We start from the raw sequence: 14,010 nt of genomic DNA, 5'->3' as shown, positions 1-14,010 counted from the left end.
TCGGGTCTTACTTGTGCCAGTGCTCGGCGACGATCTCGGCGGCCTGCTTCTCCCACTGCGCGTACGCGTCGGGGTAGGCGCTGACCTGCACGGTCTGCGCGGCCTCGGTCAGCGGCATGTCCTGCCAGCCGTCGACCTGCTTGAGGCCCTTGAGGAACGCCAGCGTCGAGTACTCGGGGTCGGTGATCTGCTCCGGCGTACCCCAGCCGCTGGACGGCCGCTGCTGGAACAGGCCCAGCGAGTCGTGGTCGTTGCGGTCACCCAGGTGACCCAGGTTCTCCAGCTTCGACTCCTGCAGCGCGGTGGCGATCGAGACGACCGCGGCCCGCTCGGGCAGGCCCGCCTTCTTGGTGGCCGCGATGATGGCCTTGGCGTTGGCGATCTGCTCGTCGTTCAGGTCCACGTGCGACTGCTCGCCCTGCGGGCTGACGCCCTGAACCGCTGCCGCGGCCGGCGTGGCGGTCTCCGCCGCGTGGGCGGCGACCGGACCGGCGAACACGCCACCGGTGAAGGCGAGACCGGCGATACCGAGGATGCTCTTGCGCAGGATCGTGTTCATGGTGGGCTCCGTTCGGGGGTCGACGCATCGGGGGGATGCGTGGGCACCGTCAGGCGCTCGAAGTTCTCGGGGGGATCCGGCAGCGCGGGGCGTGCCGGGTGCATCTGCAACGACCGACGCCCCGGGCTTGTTCCCCGGGGGCGCTCGCCGGCGCCACCCCGGTCGCGCACCGGCTTACAACGCCCCCCGCCCCGCCCCCACCCCGCCCCGCCGATCTTGGAGTTGTGGCGCCCAGGATGTCCGGTATCCGAGGTATGCGAGGCACCACAATTCCAAGATCGGCGAGAACGGCCGACCCCGGAGGGCCGGCCGTTCGCTACGGGTGGGTCACCAGACCTGCTGGACGATGTCCGCCGCCTGCTCCTCCCACTGCGCGTACGCGTACGGGTAGGCGGACACCTGGACCGTCTGCGCGGCGGTGGTCAGCGGCAGCTCGTGCCAGCCGCCGACGTTCTTCAGCGCGTTGAAGAACGCCTTGCTGGAGTACTCCGGGTCGGTGATCTGCTCGGACGTGCCCCAACCGGACGACGGGCGCTGCTGGAACAGGCCCTCGGAGTCGTGGTCGTTGTACGCGCCGAGGTGACCCAGGTTGTACAGCTTCGACTCCTGCAGCGAGGTGGCGACGCCGATCACGGCGCCCCGCTCCCCCACGCCGGTCTCCTTGGCCGCCTCGACGATGGCCTTGGCGTTGGCGAGCTGCGCGTCGTCGAGCGGGATGCGCGACTGCGCGCCCTCGACGCCGTGCGGCACGAGCTTCTCCTTGGCCGGCCGGTCGGCCCTGGTCGGCAGCTTGTCCAGGCCGGTGGTCTGGCCGGGCTTGACCGCCTCGGTCGAGGTCTGCTTGCCGGTGGCCAGGTCGATGGCGGCCTTGGCGCCGGCGTGCGGGCCACTGGTCACGGGCGCGGCCACGGCGGTGGGGCCGACGGCCAGCCCGCCCAGGACGGCCACGCCCGCCACGCTCAGCACGGCGCGGCGGTTCTTGGCGACGGCGACGGTCTTCGCGACGGCGGTCTTCGCCACGGCGGTCTTCGCGATGGCGGGGAGCCATCGAGTGAAGTGCTGCTTCACGATGGTTGCCCTTTCGATCGTTACGACGCGCTCCGGGATGAGCGCCCCTCGGGGGACTACCGCCGGGTAGGTGTTTGGGTTCCGACGGTATGGGGGACACAACGAGCCCGCAGTGTCGGTCATTCCGGAAATGCCGGGCAGCGCCGAGGCTGCGGTCCAGGTCACCCGCGATTCCGGGCACCCGGTCCGCATCCTGGGTAAGGGCGAGGAACGGGACGATCAGGGCGAGACGCCGCACCGGACCAGCGCGTGCCGGAGCTGCTTGAGGTGCTGCAGCGTCACCGCGGCCGGTCCCCGGTCCGTCACGTACCACCGACGGACGCGGCGGCGCGGCCGATCACCTCGGCGTGCAGCTGCTGTCCCCGGGCGGGCGAACCCGGCGTGCACTCGAGCGGCGGGATGTCAGGCCCGCGTAACTCGGCGTCCACCGGCAGCACGAAGCCGGGTGGAAGCGCAGCGCCACGCGGCGATCCCCTCCGGGACGCCCACACGGTTTTCCGGATCCGTCCGAAGCGGACGGACATCCGGCGGTGCCCGGGCGCGGACGGGCCGGAAGACGCCGCACGCGGGCCCGGACCGGACTGCTCCGGCCGGACCCGCGCGGGTGTGTGGTCCTCAGTGGCCCCGGGCGATCCACTCGTCCAGGTGCGGCGCCTCGGCCCCGATCGTGGTGTCGTCGCCGTGCCCGGTGTGCACCACCGTCTCCAGCGGCAGCGTGAGCAGACGGGTACGGATCGACTCGACGATGGTGCCGAAGTCGCTGTACGACCGGCCGGTGGCGCCCGGTCCCCCGGAGAACAGGGTGTCGCCGGTGAAGACCGCGCCCAGGTCGGGCGCGTACAGGCTGCACGCGCCGGGGCTGTGGCCGGGGGTGTGCAGCACCCGCAGCGTGGTCCCGCCGACGGTGATGGTCTGCCCGTCGGTCAGCTCGCCGTCCGGGGCGGTGCCCGGGTGCACCATGTCCCACAGCACCCGGTCGGCCGGGTGCAGCAGCACCGGCGCGCCGGTGGCCCGGGCCAGCTCGGGCGCGACCCGGACGTGGTCGTCATGGGCGTGCGTGGCCACGATCGCCACCACCCGCCGGTCGCCGATCACCTGGCGGATGGCCGCGACGTCGTGCGGCGCGTCGAGGACGAGGCACTCGGCGTCGTCACCGATCACCCAGACGTTGTTGTCGACGTCGAACGTCTGGCCGTCCAGGGAGAACGTGCCGGACGTGACGGCGTGGTCGACGCGGGCGGTCACGGGAAGACCACCACCGAGCGCAGCACGTCGCCGTGGTGCATCCGGCTGAACGCCTCCTCGACCTGGTCGAGGGCGATCTCCTCGGTGACGAACGCGTCCAGGTCCAGCCGGCCCTGCCGGTACAGCTCGGTCAGCATCGGGAAGTCGCGGCTGGGCAGGCAGTCGCCGTACCAGCTGGACTTGAGCGCGCCGCCGCGACCGAACACGTCCAGCAGCGGCAGGTCGACAGTCATCTCCGGCGTCGGCACGCCGACCAGCACGACCGTGCCGGCCAGGTCACGGGCGTAGAACGCCTGCTTCCAGGTCTCCGGGCGGCCGACCGCGTCGATCACCACGTCGGCGCCGAAGCCGCCGGTGGCGGCGCGAATGGCTTCCACCGCGTCGTCCTCGGAGGCGTTGACGGTGTGGGTGGCGCCGAACTTGCGCGCCCAGTCGAGCTTGCGGGAGTCGGTGTCCACCGCGATGATCGTGGTCGCGCCGGCCAGGGCCGCGCCGGCCACCGCCGCGTCGCCGACGCCGCCGCAGCCGATCACCGCGACCGAGTCGCCCCGGGTCACGTTGCCGGTGTTCATGGCCGCGCCGAGGCCGGCCATCACGCCGCAGCCGAGCAGGCCGACGGCCGCCGGCCGGGCCGACGGGTCGACCTTGGTGCACTGCCCGGCGTGCACGAGCGTCTTCTCGGCGAACGCGCCGATGCCGAGCGCGGGGGTCAGCTCGGTGCCGTCGGTGAGCGTCATCTTCTGCGTCGCGTTGTGGGTGGCGAAGCAGTACCACGGGCGGCCGCGGCGGCAGGCCCGGCACTGCCCGCAGACCGCGCGCCAGTTCAGCACCACGAAGTCGCCGGGTGCCACGTCGGTGACGCCGTCGCCGACCTGCTCGACGATGCCGGCGGCCTCGTGGCCCAGCAGGAACGGGTAGTCGTCGTTGATGCCGCCCTCACGGTAGTGCAGGTCGGTGTGGCAGACGCCGCACGACTGGATGCGGACCACCGCCTCGCCCGGTCCCGGGTCGGGCACCACGATGGTGGTGACCTCCACGGGCGCGCCCTTGCGCCGCGACACGACTCCCCGGACTTCCTGGCTCACAGTGCCTCCCTTGTTGCGTGCTTCTGCACCCCGAACCTACCGCTGATCATGACCCGCGAACCAATGAAGCCCGCCGGATTGTCCTGGTCATGACCGGGTACCCGGTGTGCCGGTTCTACCAGGTGGGACGGGAGTGATCATGAGGCTGTCGCATGCGCCGCTGCGGGTCGCCATCGGCGCGTACATCTTGAACTCCGGGCTGGGCAAGCGGGGCCTGGAGGGTGAGGCTGCCGCGGGCATGCACGGCATGGCGGCCGGCGCGATGCCGCAGCTGCGGCAGATCCCGCCGGACCGGTTCGCCGTGCTGCTGTCCCGGGGCGAGACGGCGCTCGGCGCGGCGCTGCTCGCCCCGTTCGTGCCGTCGTTGCTGGCCGGGGCCGCGCTCACCGCGTTCGGCGCGGGGCTGGTGCAGCTCTACCTGAAGACGCCCGGCATGCGGGAGGGCAGCAGCCTGCGGCCGAGCCAGGAGGGCATCGGGCTGGCCAAGGACGTGTGGCTGGTCGGCGCCGGGCTGACGCTGATGCTCGACTCGCTGGTGCGACACCGGCGCTGAGCCGCCCGCGCCGAAGCCGCTCCGGGCCGGCCGCGTACTCAGACGGGGGCCGCGGCCGTCGCGGCGGCCCGGTCGGCGGCGATCCGGCGGGCGGCGTTGCGGTAGCGCAGCACCTGCGCCGCGCCGAGCGCCCAGAGCAGGAACTGCACGGCGAACGCCCAGCGGAACGCGGACAGCGGCGGCGCGTCGTGCCCGGCCGGGGTGGCCAGGTCGAGCACCAGGCCGACGGCCAGGATCAGCACGATCGAGGCGGCGAAACCGCCGACGTTGACGATGCCGGTGGCGCTGCCGATGCGGTGCACCGGGTTGAACGAGCGGGCGTAGTCGAATCCGATCATCGAACCGGGACCGTTGACCGCGAGCACCACCACGAGCGCCACCAGCAGCGCGTGCGGCGCCCGGCCCGGCCACGCCAGCACCACCGCCCATATGCCGGCGGTGCCGGCGGTGATGGCGAAGACCAACACCGAGCGGTGGAACGGGAAGCGGGCGCACAGATGCGCGAGCACCGGCCCGCACACGAGCGTCACCATCGTCATCAGGGTGAGCAGCCCGGCCGCCGCCGTGGGCGAGAAGCCCTGGCCCTGCACCAGGAACGGGTACCCCCACAGCAGCGCGAACACCGAGCCGGAGAACTGCGTGACGAAGTGCGTCCACAGGCCCAGCCGGGTGCCCGGCTCGGCCCACGCCTCGGCGAGCTGGCGGCGCACGGTCGCCAGGTCGGGCGCGAGCGCGGTGGCGTGCTCGGCGTGCGGGGTGTCGCGTACCGCGACGAGGATCATCAGCACCACCGTCGCGCCGAGCGCCGCGGCGGTCAGGAACGCCGGGGTCCAGCCCGCGCGGTGCAGCAGCAGCACCAGGGGTACGGCGCCGAGCACCGCGCCGAGCTGGCCGACGGTGCCGGTGAGCTGCACCAGCAGCGGGTTGCGGCGGCCGGGGAACCAGAACGCGACGATGCGCAGCACGCTGATGAAGGTCATGGCGTCACCGAGGCCGACCAGCACCCGCGCGGCGACGGCGGCCGGCACGTCGGTGGCGACCGCGAAGACGATCTGCCCGGCCACCATCAGCGCGCCGCCGGCCAGCAGCAGCCGGCGCGAGCCGTAGCGGTCCAGCAGCACCCCGACCGGGACCTGCATGGCGGCGTAGACGGCGAGCTGGGCCACGGAGAACGTGGCGAGCGCGGAGGCGTTGATGTGGAACCGATCCGCCGCGTCGACCCCGGTGACGCCGAGTGAGCTGCGGTGGAACACGGCGGTCAGGTACGCGGTCAGCGCCACCGCGTACACCAGGGCCGCGGGCCGGCGGGACACGCTCACCGCAGCGTCCCGAGCATCCGCGCGGCGGTGTCGATGTGCCCGGCGACCGCGTCGCGCCACGCCTGCGGGTCGTCGCCGTCGAGCGCGGCGAGCTGGCCGGCGTGCTCGGCCAGGGCGACCTCGGCCCAGCCGGGTGAGAGCCGGAAGCTCGCCTCGCCCATGCGCAGCTGCCGGTCGCGCAGGCGGTGGTACAGCTCGGCCAGGATCTCGTTGCCGGCCGCCTCGACCACGGCGGCGTGGAACGAGCGGTCGGCGCCCATCAGCGCGCTGATGTCACCGGCGGCGTGCGCGCGTCGCATCTCCTCCAGCCGGCGGGCCAGGTCTGCGCGCAACTCGGCGCGGCGGTCCCAGACCCGCTCGGCGGCGTGCAGCTCGACCAGCCGGCGGGCCTCGATGACGTCGGCGATCTCCCGGGCCGACACCGGCCGGATCAGCGCGCCGCGCTTCGGGTAGAGCTTGACCAGACCCTCGGTCTCCAGCCGCAGCAGCGCCTCCCGGACCGGAGTGCGGGACACGCCGGTCGCGTCGGCGATCTCGCCCTCGCTCACGAGCTGGCCGCCCGGGTAGACCTGTTCCAGGATGGCCTGCTTGAGGTGCCGGTACGCCCGCTCGGCGGCGGACGGCGCGGTCCGACTGGGATGCGTCATGTATCTAAGCTTGCTCCGCGGCTGGTCGCGCCGATCCGGCGCGGGTCCGGGCAGTGGCGCAGGCCACCGCGGGTCAGGCCCACAACTCCCGCAGCAGCGCCTCCACCTCGGCGGTCCGCTCGATCTGCGGCATGTGCCCGGTGTCGCGGAACAGATGGCGGCGCGCGTGCGGCAGCCGGCTGCCGGCGTACGCCAGGTGCGTGGCGGGCAGGATCAGGTCACGGTCGCCCCAGACGAGCAGCGTGGGCAGGTCGAGCGCGGCCACCGCGTCGAGCAGTTCGGCGCGCCACCGCGGCTTCACCCCGCGCCAGGTGCCCAGGTCGCGGACCAGCTCCAACATCACCCGGGCGGCGTGCGGCTGCCCGGCGACGGCGAGCGCGGTGGCGATCCGCTCCTCGGTGACGTACGCCGGGTCGAAGAAGATGGCCCGCTCGCTGCGGCGGGCGATCCCCGGATGCGGGCGCAGCAGCAGCGGCGCCAGGGGGCGGATCGCGAGCAGCCGCAGCGCCACCGTCACCTCCCGGCCGAAGCCGGCGCTGTTGAGCAGCGCCAGGCTGGCCGCCCGCTGCGGCGCGTCGACCGCTAGGCGCATCGCCACCGCCCCGCCGAGGGAGCTGCCGACCAGGTGCGCCGGGCCGGTCACCCCGGCCACGTCGAGGAACCCGGCGACCGCGCCGGCCAGGGCGGGCAGCGTGTGCGGCCCGTCCAGCGGCGCGGAACCGCCGTGCCCGGGCAGGTCCACCGCGAGCACCAGGTGGTCGCGGGCCAGCGCGGCGTGCAGGGCGGTGAAGTCGTCGAGGGTACGGCCGATGCCGTGCAGTAGCACCACGGGCGGCCCGTCGCCGCTGATCCGGCAGCGCACGCGCCGGCCGTCGACGGTGCGCTCGTCGGCCGGCGGGAGGGCCACCGTCACGCCGTGCGTCCGGGTTCCCGCGCGGCCTCCTCGCCGGGCGTCTCGGCCCGCGGCGCCGGCGCCCCGGCGACGGCCGCCGCCGGGCGGGACGGGCGCATGCCCAGGGCGAGCACCCGGCCGTACCCGGCGGGGGCCACCCGGGCCAGCAGGTCGGGCAGCTTCGCCGACCAGCCGATCAGCACCCGGCCGCGACGCCGCTTCGCGCCGCGCAGGATCGCCTCGGCGGCCTTCGCCGGGTCGATGGTGAGCAGCTTCTCGAACTGCCTGAGCCCGGTCTCGTACTCAGCCCGGTCAACGCCGCTGCCGACCCGGGCGCTGGCGGCGATCCGGGTGCGGATGCCGCCCGGGTGCACCGACGTGACGCCGACGCCGTCGTCGACGAGTTCGTGCCGCAGCGCCTCGGTGAAGCCACGGACGGCGAACTTGCTCGCCGCGTACGCGGCCTGCCCGGCGGGCGCGATGATGCCGAACAGGCTGGAGACGTTGACCAGGTGCGCGCCGGGTTCGGCCTTGAGCGCGGGCAGCAGCGCGTGGGTCAGGCGCACCACCGCCCGGAAGTTGATCTCGACGACCCAGAGGAACTCCTCCACTGTGACCTGGTCGAAACGCCCGCCCAGCGCCACCCCGGCGTTGTTGATCAGCAGCCGGATGCGGGGATGCGCGCGGTGGATCTCGGCGGCGATCCGCTCGGTGGCCTCGGCGTCGGCGAGGTCGACCACGTGCGTCTCGACCCGGAGGTCCGGGTGCGCCGCCGAGATCGCGGCGGCGACCGAGGTCAGGCCGTCGGCGTCGCGGTCGAGCAGGACCAGGTCGGCGCCGCGCCGGGCCAGGCCGTGGGCCAGCGCCGCGCCGATGCCGCTCGCCGCGCCGGTGAGCACCGCGGTGCCGCCGGGAAAGACGAGGTCACGCATCGGTTCCTCCCGAGGTGGCGGCGGCGGGCACACCGGCGCGGGCGAAGCGTACGCCGTCGGTGAGCGGGCCGTGCCGCATCAGGCGTACGTCGCGGGGGTAGTTCTGGTGCAGCCGCCACGGCGCGCGCGGCCCCTGCTTGGGCAGCTGGTCGACGGCGCGCAGCACGTAGCCGGACTGCAGGTCGATGATCGGCGCCAGGTCGTCGGTGTCCGGGGCGAGCGGTGTGACGATCTGCTGGCCGGTCTCGTCGAGGTGGCGCAGCAGCCGGCAGACGTAGGTGGCGACGAGGTCGGCCTTGAGCGTCCACGAGGCGTTCGTGTAGCCGATCGTCATGGCGAAGTTCGGCACGCCGGACAGCATCATGCCCTTGTAGGCCACCGTCGAGGCGAGGTCGACGTCGGCGCCGTCGACCGCCAGGGTCATGCCGCCGAGCGCGAGCAGGTTCAGGCCGGTGGCGGTGACCACGATGTCGGCGGGCAGCTCCTCGCCGGAGGCGAGCCGGAGCCCGTGCTCGGTGAACGTGTCGATGGTGTCGGTGACCACCGACGCGCGTCCCTCGCGCAGCACGGTGAACAGGTCGCCGTCCGGCACCACGCACAGGCGCTGGTCCCACGGGTCGTACCGGGGCGAGAAGTGCCGCTCGACGTCGTACCCGGCGGGCAGCCGGCCCTTCGCGGCCCGGCGCAGGAACCGCTTCACCACGCCGGGGGCACGCCGGCTGAGCTGGAAGTTTGCCACACCGAGCGCGACGTTCTTCCACCGCGCCACCGTGTACGCGGCCTTCGGGGGCAGCCAGCGCCGCGCGGCGTCGGCGAACGGGTCGCGCGAGGGCAGCGCGATCACGTACGTGGGTGAGCGCTGGAGCATGGTGACGTGGGCGGCCCGCTCGGCCATCGCCGGCACGAGGGTGACGGCTGTGGCGCCGCTGCCGATCACCACGACCCGCTTGCCGGTGTAGTCCAGGTCGTCGGGCCAGTGCTGCGGGTGCACGAGCGTGCCGGCGTACCGCTCGACGCCGGGGAAACGCGGCGTGTAGCCGGAGTCGTAGCGGTAGTAGCCGGAGTTGGTGAACAGGAACCCGCAGGTGATGGTGACGTCCTCGCCGGTGTCGTCGCGGCGGGCGTGGACCGTCCAGCGGGCGGTGGCGCTGTCCCATTCCGCGCGCACGGCCCGGTGGTGGAAGCGGATGTGCTGCTCGACGTCGTACTCGCGGGCGGTCTGGCGCACGTACGCCCGGATGGAGTCGCCGTCGGCGATGGCCTTCGGGTCGGTCCACGGCTTGAACGAGTAGCCGAGGGTGTACATGTCGGAGTCGGAGCGGATGCCCGGGTAGCGGAACAGGTCCCAGGTGCCGCCGATGGCGCCCCGGGCCTCCAGCACCGCGTAGGTCTTGCCGGGGCACTCGCGTCCGAGGTGGACGGCGGCGCCGATGCCGGACAGGCCGGCCCCGACGATGAGGACGTCGACGTGGTCTGCGGCCATCGGTTTCTCCCGTTCGCACCGGCGGTGGACCGGACACTATCCATCGCCGTCGAGCGCAGTCAACACCGTGTCGAGCTTAATCGACAGGGTGTTGAGCGGGTGTAACATCAGCCGACATGACCACCGCCCGTACGCCGGCCGGCGCCGCGCCCAGCCGCGGGCGGCGGACCGGCCGCTCCACCGGCGACGAGCGGGAGACCGCGATCCTGGCAACCGCCGAGCGGCTGCTGCGGCAGCGCGCGTTCGGCGACATCTCCATCGACGACCTGGCGCGCGGCGCGGGCATCTCCCGTCCCACGTTCTACTTCTACTTCCCGTCCAAGGACGCGGTGCTGCTCACGCTGCTGGACCGGGTCACCGAGGAGGCCGACGCGGCGGCCGGCGGCGTGTTCGACCGGCTCGCCGAGGACCCGCGCGCCCACTGGCGGGAGCTGATCGCCCGGTTCCACGCCACGTTCGGCGGGCACCGGGACGTGGTGCTGGCCTGCGCCCAGGTACGCGGCACCAACGCCGAGGTGCGGCGGCTCTGGGCCGAGGTGCTGGAACGCTGGGTCCGCGCGGTGCAGGCCGCGATCGAGACCGAACGCGCACGCGGCGCGGCCCCGGACGGGCTGCCCGCCCGGGACCTCTCGATCGCGCTGAACTCGATGAACGAACGGGTCTGGTACGCCACGTTCGCCGGGGACGGCCCGGCGGTGGCCGAGCGGGACGTGGTCGACGTGCTGCTCGACGTCTGGCTGACCGCGATCTACCGGACCACCACCCCGCCGGTCATGCCGTCCGCCGGAACTCCATGACCCAGTTGGTCTCCCAGGCGTGCCCGCCGTCGGTGGAGAACGCCTGCTCCCAGCGGCAGGAGACCGGGGTGATCGCCGACCAGAGGAACCGGCAGCGCACCGGGCGGCCCTCGTCGGTGTCGTCGGCGTGGAACTCACCGACACCGCCGGTGAACCGGCCCACCACCGGCGGCTGCTCCAGCACGCCCCGCGCGCTGTGCATCCAGTAGATCGACCACAGCCCGGTCGCCGGGTTCAGGACGCGCACGCTGGAGCCGGAGAAGCCCCGGCTGGGGCAGCGCATCTCGTCGAAGCTGCCCGCGCCGTCGAAGAACGAGCGGGCCTCGCTGACCCCGGTGAACTCGTCCCAGTCGTCGCAGCCGACGTGCCGCTGCCGCAGACGCCGGTTGGTCACGTCCCAGGTGCCGACGAGGAAGTCGAAGTCGCCCATCAGAACCCCACCGGCCCCTCGGGCCGGGCGTCGGCCAGGTAGCCGGCCAGGTCCGGCTCGTCCGGCGCGAGCACGTGCCGGATCCAGGCGGCGCGCTCGTGCTCCAGCACACCCAGCTCCCAGACGCAGCCCACCCCGGGACGCTCCAGGTCCACGAAGCGCGCCGGATCGTCGTCCGGGCAGTCGAGGGCGGACTGTCCGGCGATCGCGATGCGGCACTCGACCACGTTGTCGAAGAACCAGGTGTACGCCAGCAGGTACGCGCCGCTGTCCGCGCCCCGGTGCAGCACCACCCAGCTCGCCGGCGGGGTGCCGCCGTCGGGACCGGGCAGCAGCTTGGGAAGGTACGCGTACGCGGCCTCGACCACACGTGGTTCGAGGCGGCGGTCCGGCTGGTCGATGTGGTAGCGCTTGACGTGCCGGCCGGCGACCTCGATCGTCCCCGGCACCGTCAGCTCCTTGTCGTGGAAAGCCATGATCGGGACGGTAGGGGCGGTCCCCTGACAGCTAGTGTCAGCGGAATGCGTGCGAGTCGACTCCTGTCCATCCTGCTGCTCCTGCAGGCGCACGGCCGGCTCACCGCCGCCGACCTGGCCACCCGCCTCCAGGTCTCGGTACGCACCATCTACCGGGACGTCGAGGCGCTGCACACCGCCGGCATCCCGCTGTACGGCGAGGCCGGACACGACGGCGGCTACCGGCTCGTGGAGGGCTGGCGGACCCGGCTGACCGGGCTGACCGCCGAGGAGGTCGACCGGCTGCTCTTCGCCGGGCTGCCCGGACCGGCCGCCGAACTGGGCTACCAGTCGGTCGTCGCCGCCGTACAGCTCAAGCTGCGGGCCGCGCTACCAGCGCCGCTGGCCGACCGGGCCGCCCGGCTGGAACAGCGGTTCCACCTGGACACGCCGGGCTGGTACTCCGACGGCGACCCGTCGCCATACCTCGCCGAGGCGGCCGAGGCGGTGTGGCGGGAGCACCGGATCCGGGTGCGCTACCGGGGCTGGCGCGGCGAGACAACCCGGGTGCTCGAACCGTACGGGCTGGTGCTCAAGGGCGGGCGCTGGTATCTCGTGGCCGCCCGCCCGGACCGCGCCGGACCGGCCACCTACCGGGTCAACCAGATCCTCGACCTGGCCCCGCTGGACGAGACGTTCGAGCGGCCTGAGTTCGACCTGCCGGCCTGGTGGCGCGCCCACGTGGTGGAGTTCCGGGCCGGGCTGCACCGCGACGAGGCGCACATCCGGCTGTCGCCGCGCGGGTTCGCCCGGCTGCGCGAGATCGGCAGCGACGTGGTGGTCGCCGCCGCCGAGGCGAGCGCCGGCCCGCCCGACGACAGCGGCTGGGTGCGCGCGGTCATCCCGATCGAGTCGCTCACCCACGCCCACGGCGACCTGCTGCGGCTCGGCGCCGACGTGGAGGTCCTGTCCCCGGCGACGCTGCGCGCCCGTCTGGCCGAAACCGCCACCGCCCTGGCCGCCCTCTACCCCCCACCTCTCCCTCGTTGATCAAGGAAGGGCGTGGAGGGCATCGGCCACCGTGGACAGGGCGCGGTCGATCTCCGACGGCGGGGTGGCCGCGTACCCGAGGACCAGGCCCGGCGGCTGCGGACGCTGGCCGTGCCAGGACAGCGGGTGGACCTTGACGCCCCGGCGCAGCGCCGCCGCCGCGAGCGCCAGGTCGTCCACGTCGCCGGGCAGCGTGACCGTCAGGTGCAGCCCGGCGGCGGCGCCGTGCACCACCGCCCCCGGCAGGTACGCGCGGACCGCCCGGATCATCGCGTCGCGGCGGCGTACGTGCCGGTGGCGCAGCAGCCGCAGGTGCCGCTCCAGCGCTCCCGACTCCATCAGCTCGGCCAGCACGAGCTGCGGCAGCGCCGCGTTGCCCAGATCCGCCGTCCGCTTCGCGTCCACCACGTCGGCGTGCAGCGACGGCGGCACCAGCGTCCACCCGATCCGCAGGGCCGGGGCGAGCAGCTTGGAGATGCTGCCGGTGTAGCAGACCCGGTCGGGGGCCATGCCGCGCAGCGCCGGCACGGGCGGGCGGTCGTAGCGGTGCTCGGCGTCGTAGTCGTCCTCCAGCACCAGGCCGCCGTCGCGCGCCCACCTCAGCAGCCGGCGACGCCGCTCACCGTCGAGCACCACCCCGGTCGGGAACTGGTGCGCCGGGGTGAGCAGCACGGCCGGCGCGCCGGACCGCTCCAGCTCGTCGACGCGCAGGCCCCTGTCGTCCACCGGCACCGGCGGCGTCGCCATCCCGGCGTACGTGAGGTGCTGCCGCACGCCGAGCGAGCCGGGGTCCTCCACCGCGACGGTGCGCGTACCCCGCTCGTGCAGCACCCGCGCGAGCAGGCCGAGCGCCTGGGACACCCCGGCCACGACCACCACCTCGGCCGGGTCGGCGCGGATGCCCCGGTTGCGGGCCAGCCAGTTCGCGACGGCCCGCCGCAGCGCGGGCGTGCCGGTCGGGTCGCCGTAGCCGAGCGCGGCGGGCGTGGCCCGGTGCAGCACGGCCCGCTCGGCCCGCAGCCAGGCCGCGCGGGGAAATGCCGCCAGATCGGGTACGCCGGGCGTCAGGTCCACCCTCGCGGGGGCGGCGCGCAGCGCTTCGAAGACGTCGAGGCCGGGCCGGCCGGTGAACACCTCCGGTGCTCTCCTCGGCTCGGGTGGCCGGGCGCGCACGGCGGCCGGGGTGGCCACCACGACGGTGCCGGCCCGGCCGCGCCCGGCGACCTGGCCGTCCTCGCCCAGCCGCTGGTACGCCTCGGTCACCACGCCGCGCGAGACGCCCAGCTCGGCGGCGAGCACCCGGCTGGGTGGCAGGCGGCTACCTACTGGCGCGCGGCCGTCGGCGATCGCCGAGCGCAGCCGGGCGGCCAGCCAGTCCGCGCGGCCGCCGGGCGGGGCCTCGCCCACATCGAGCTGGAGGAAGTCCGCGCCGACCGATTTGGACCTGTCGGAAACGACGGCTTTGGCCCTGTCCACCGGACCATTATGGCCAGAG

General features: G+C 74.0%; 15 protein-coding genes. 3 read left to right on the top strand and 12 right to left on the bottom strand.

The window, feature by feature from the left end:
- Positions 1-7 precede the first annotated feature (7 nt).
- From KBX43_RS02695 to KBX43_RS02680, 4 genes are all read right to left on the bottom strand, one after another.
- Positions 8-559, bottom strand: a complete 552-nt coding sequence (locus KBX43_RS02695; protein ID WP_210882796.1) for a hypothetical protein — start codon at positions 557-559, stop codon at positions 8-10.
- Between the two features lie 327 nt (positions 560-886).
- Complete coding sequence (locus tag KBX43_RS02690) at positions 887-1,627, bottom strand: hypothetical protein (protein ID WP_176722887.1); 741 nt, start codon at positions 1,625-1,627, stop codon at positions 887-889.
- Positions 1,628-2,242: 615 nt separating this feature from the next.
- Positions 2,243-2,872, bottom strand: coding sequence for an MBL fold metallo-hydrolase (locus tag KBX43_RS02685; RefSeq protein WP_210882794.1), 630 nt, complete (start codon positions 2,870-2,872; stop codon positions 2,243-2,245).
- Positions 2,869-3,957, bottom strand: a complete 1,089-nt coding sequence (locus tag KBX43_RS02680) for an S-(hydroxymethyl)mycothiol dehydrogenase (RefSeq protein ID WP_043323928.1) — start codon at positions 3,955-3,957, stop codon at positions 2,869-2,871. The genes KBX43_RS02685 and KBX43_RS02680 overlap by 4 nt, the downstream gene beginning before the upstream one ends.
- Positions 3,958-4,096: 139 nt before the next feature.
- Between KBX43_RS02680 and KBX43_RS02675 the strand changes: the two genes are divergently transcribed.
- Positions 4,097-4,510: a hypothetical protein gene (locus KBX43_RS02675; protein WP_030504610.1), complete on the top strand. Its 414-nt coding sequence runs from the start codon at positions 4,097-4,099 to the stop codon at positions 4,508-4,510.
- 38 nt (positions 4,511-4,548) lie between these two features.
- Here the strand turns inward: KBX43_RS02675 and KBX43_RS02670 are convergent, their stop codons facing one another.
- The 5 genes from KBX43_RS02670 to KBX43_RS02650 form a co-directional block, all read right to left on the bottom strand.
- Positions 4,549-5,829 carry a nitrate/nitrite transporter gene (locus KBX43_RS02670; RefSeq protein ID WP_210882792.1) on the bottom strand — a complete coding sequence of 427 codons (1,281 nt, stop codon included), beginning with the start codon at positions 5,827-5,829 and terminating at the stop codon, positions 4,549-4,551.
- Complete coding sequence (locus KBX43_RS02665; RefSeq protein WP_043323924.1) at positions 5,826-6,476, bottom strand: GntR family transcriptional regulator; 651 nt, start codon at positions 6,474-6,476, stop codon at positions 5,826-5,828. Before KBX43_RS02665 ends, KBX43_RS02670 begins: the two co-directional genes overlap by 4 nt.
- Positions 6,477-6,549: 73 nt before the next feature.
- Entirely contained in the window at positions 6,550-7,389 is an 840-nt protein-coding gene (locus KBX43_RS02660) for an alpha/beta fold hydrolase (RefSeq protein WP_210882784.1), read from the bottom strand.
- Positions 7,386-8,300 (bottom strand): SDR family oxidoreductase, encoded by a 915-nt coding sequence (locus KBX43_RS02655; protein ID WP_210882776.1) that lies wholly within the window; start codon positions 8,298-8,300, stop codon positions 7,386-7,388. Before KBX43_RS02655 ends, KBX43_RS02660 begins: the two co-directional genes overlap by 4 nt.
- A complete protein-coding gene (locus KBX43_RS02650; protein WP_210882768.1) occupies positions 8,293-9,783 on the bottom strand; it encodes an NAD(P)/FAD-dependent oxidoreductase in 1,491 nt (496 codons plus the stop codon). Before KBX43_RS02650 ends, KBX43_RS02655 begins: the two co-directional genes overlap by 8 nt.
- A gap of 116 nt (positions 9,784-9,899) precedes the next feature.
- Between KBX43_RS02650 and KBX43_RS02645 the strand changes: the two genes are divergently transcribed.
- Positions 9,900-10,580, top strand: coding sequence for a TetR/AcrR family transcriptional regulator (locus tag KBX43_RS02645; protein WP_043323920.1), 681 nt, complete (start codon positions 9,900-9,902; stop codon positions 10,578-10,580).
- Here KBX43_RS02645 and KBX43_RS02640 read toward each other — a convergent pair.
- Positions 10,555-11,010, bottom strand: coding sequence for a hypothetical protein (locus KBX43_RS02640; protein WP_043323918.1), 456 nt, complete (start codon positions 11,008-11,010; stop codon positions 10,555-10,557). The genes KBX43_RS02645 and KBX43_RS02640 overlap by 26 nt on opposite strands.
- Entirely contained in the window at positions 11,010-11,486 is a 477-nt protein-coding gene (locus KBX43_RS02635; protein ID WP_043323916.1) for a hypothetical protein, read from the bottom strand. The genes KBX43_RS02640 and KBX43_RS02635 overlap by 1 nt, the downstream gene beginning before the upstream one ends.
- A 45-nt stretch (positions 11,487-11,531) precedes the next feature.
- Between KBX43_RS02635 and KBX43_RS02630 the strand changes: the two genes are divergently transcribed.
- Positions 11,532-12,515, top strand: a complete 984-nt coding sequence (locus tag KBX43_RS02630; protein ID WP_210882766.1) for a YafY family protein — start codon at positions 11,532-11,534, stop codon at positions 12,513-12,515.
- On the opposite strand, the gene KBX43_RS02625 is transcribed toward KBX43_RS02630, so the two are convergent.
- The gene (locus KBX43_RS02625; protein WP_210882764.1) at positions 12,516-13,991 is read right to left on the bottom strand and encodes a PLP-dependent aminotransferase family protein; all 1,476 of its coding nucleotides are present in this window, start codon (positions 13,989-13,991) and stop codon (positions 12,516-12,518) included.
- Positions 13,992-14,010 lie beyond the last annotated feature (19 nt).

Origin of the sequence: Micromonospora sp. C41 (assembly GCF_018070485.1) — a bacterium.
GTDB classification, from domain to species: Bacteria; Actinomycetota; Actinomycetes; order Mycobacteriales; family Micromonosporaceae; genus Micromonospora; species Micromonospora chalcea.
The sequence above is the reverse complement of the archived record's forward strand: the minus strand, read 5'-3'. Positions and strand labels throughout refer to the sequence as shown.

Excerpts from the sequence above, each read along its gene's own strand:
- KBX43_RS02675 (WP_030504610.1), top strand. The coding sequence starts at position 4,097 with ATGAGGCTGTCGCATGCGCCGCTGCGGGTCGCCATCGGCGCGTACATC.
- KBX43_RS02665 (WP_043323924.1), bottom strand. The coding sequence starts at position 6,476 with ATGACGCATCCCAGTCGGACCGCGCCGTCCGCCGCCGAGCGGGCGTAC.
- KBX43_RS02655 (WP_210882776.1), bottom strand. The coding sequence starts at position 8,300 with ATGCGTGACCTCGTCTTTCCCGGCGGCACCGCGGTGCTCACCGGCGCG.
- KBX43_RS02695 (WP_210882796.1), bottom strand. The coding sequence starts at position 559 with ATGAACACGATCCTGCGCAAGAGCATCCTCGGTATCGCCGGTCTCGCC.
- KBX43_RS02645 (WP_043323920.1), top strand. The coding sequence starts at position 9,900 with ATGACCACCGCCCGTACGCCGGCCGGCGCCGCGCCCAGCCGCGGGCGG.
- KBX43_RS02650 (WP_210882768.1), bottom strand. The coding sequence starts at position 9,783 with ATGGCCGCAGACCACGTCGACGTCCTCATCGTCGGGGCCGGCCTGTCC.
- KBX43_RS02630 (WP_210882766.1), top strand. The coding sequence starts at position 11,532 with ATGCGTGCGAGTCGACTCCTGTCCATCCTGCTGCTCCTGCAGGCGCAC.
- KBX43_RS02635 (WP_043323916.1), bottom strand. The coding sequence starts at position 11,486 with ATGGCTTTCCACGACAAGGAGCTGACGGTGCCGGGGACGATCGAGGTC.
- KBX43_RS02640 (WP_043323918.1), bottom strand. The coding sequence starts at position 11,010 with ATGGGCGACTTCGACTTCCTCGTCGGCACCTGGGACGTGACCAACCGG.